Genomic DNA, 2002 nt, shown 5'->3' on the forward strand with positions numbered 1-2002 from the left:
ACCCCGCACATCACCGCCGCCACCACGGGCGACAGGAAGTCCACCCAGCCCGGCAGGCCCAACGGATCCTCCCGGCCCAACAACCACAGCGCCGGGTACCAGTTGACGAAGGCCAGCGGCACCACGAACGTCACGCCCTGCACCAGCTCACGCCCGAAGACCGACGGCGGATACTGCAACAGCGCGTTCCCCCCGTACGTGAACGCCGCCTGCACCTCCGTCGCGTCCTGCGCCCAGAACTGGAAGACGCCCCCCAACGCGAACAACGCCCCGAAGATCGCCGCCCCCGAGACCACCATCACCACGAGCAGCAGCACCCGCCCGACCGACCACTCGAGGTCCACCGCGAGCAGCGCCCACACCAGCACCCCGAGCCCCTGCACCGCGCGCCCCACCCGCCGCAGCGCGAACCGGTCCGCCGCCACCTGGAGGAAGACCGGCACCGGACGCACCAGCATGGTGTCCAGCGACCCGTCCCTGATCCGCGAGCCGATCCGCTCGGCCTGGCCCAACGCCAGGTGCGCCAGCGACAGCGACAGGCTCGACGTCCCGTACAGCAGCCCGACCTCGGCCACCGAAAACCCGCCGAGCGCGTCCACGTGCACGAACATGAACAGCGTGGCCACGAAGTCCAACAGCGAAACCACCGCCGTGCCCACCGTGGCCAGCACGAACGACGTCCGGTAGGTCATCGTCGACCGCACCCACATGGCGACGATCAGCCCGTACGCCCGCAGCCCGTCAACCACCCTGCGCCACCACCCGACGCGTCGCCGCCGCCTGCAGCAGGCGGCCCACGAGCAGCAGCACCAGCGCCCACGCCGCCGAGAACGCGAACACCCCCACGAGACCGAGACCGGAGTGCTTGCCGAGCAGCACGTCGGCCGGCACCTGGAGCATCGCCGACCACGGCAGCCACCGCACCACCTCGCCGAAGGCGCCGGGGAAGACGGTCAACGGCAGCAACATCCCCGAGAAGAAGATCGACATGATCGTGGAGACCATGTTCACCCCCGAGCCGTCGAGCAGCCAGAACGCCGCCAACGCGACCAGGTAGCGCAGCGCGAAACTCACGGTGACCCCCAGCGTCACGGACACCAGGAACCACAGCCAGGTCAACGGGTTCGCCGGCAGCGCGATGTGGAAGACCAACCCGCCGGCGAGCAGCGGTCCGATCCCGCGGCCGAGCAGCTGGAACGCGCCCCGCCCCAGGTCCGAGGCCAGCCACCACAGTTGGAGATCCGCCGGACGGTACAGGTCGATCGCGATGTCCCCGGTGCGGATCCGCTCCTGCAACTCCTCCTGGAACCCGCCGCCCAGCAGCGCCACCGCCCCGATCAGCCCCTGGCCCACCCAGACGAACGTCAGCGCCTCCGGCTGGTCGTAGCCGCCCAGGCCCGGCCGCTCCTCCCAGAGGGCCACGTACGTGTAGGCGAGGATGAAGCCGAAGACCGTGTTGGTGAAGACCCCGGCGGCGGTCGCCGTCCGGTAGGTCGCGTAGCGCCTGAAGCTGCTGATGGAAACCGCCCGGTACAGCCCGGACGTGCCCATGGCGTGCCTCCCCTCTGCCCGCCTCCGCTCCGCTCGTGCGCGAGAGCGAGCGCGAGAGCCTAACGAGTCGCCGCCCACCGGGGCCACCGAAAATTCCAGGCCGCCGGCGCGCTTGGGCGTTGAGGGCCGGAAGGTCTCAACTTGACACCGCCCAGGCCGGTCCGTAAGGTCCTTCGAGCTGTCCCGGAAAGGGAACTCCCACAGGGAAGTTCCACCGAGACAAGCAATCGCTCCCAGCGAAGCCCGAGTTCGAGAAAATCGGACGCGAAACACGTGGTAGAGTTGGGAACACCGAAGGGAAGCCCGGGGGGCCTCGAGAGGGGTCTGAAGGTAGCGTCCGTTCCTTGAGAACTCAACAGTGTGCCAAGAAGTCAATGCCAGATTTTTGATTGATCAATGCGAGAATCAAATTGTTCTCGTGGATGATCTTCTTTGAAGCATTCACGGAGAG

At 68.0% G+C, this 2002-nt stretch carries 2 protein-coding genes; both read right to left on the reverse strand.

The features are described from left to right. The coding region (locus E1265_RS35845) for an ABC-2 family transporter protein (RefSeq protein ID WP_132935120.1) at window positions 1-710 on the reverse strand (710 nt) is incomplete at its 3' end. Window positions 711-741: 31 nt separating this feature from the next. Further along, entirely contained in the window at window positions 742-1551 is an 810-nt protein-coding gene (locus E1265_RS35850; RefSeq protein ID WP_132935119.1) for an ABC-2 family transporter protein, read from the reverse strand. Window positions 1552-2002: the final 451 nt, after the last annotated feature.

The sequence above is a fragment of the Streptomyces sp. 8K308 genome, assembly GCF_004348315.1.
Classification (GTDB): domain Bacteria; phylum Actinomycetota; class Actinomycetes; order Streptomycetales; family Streptomycetaceae; genus Streptomyces.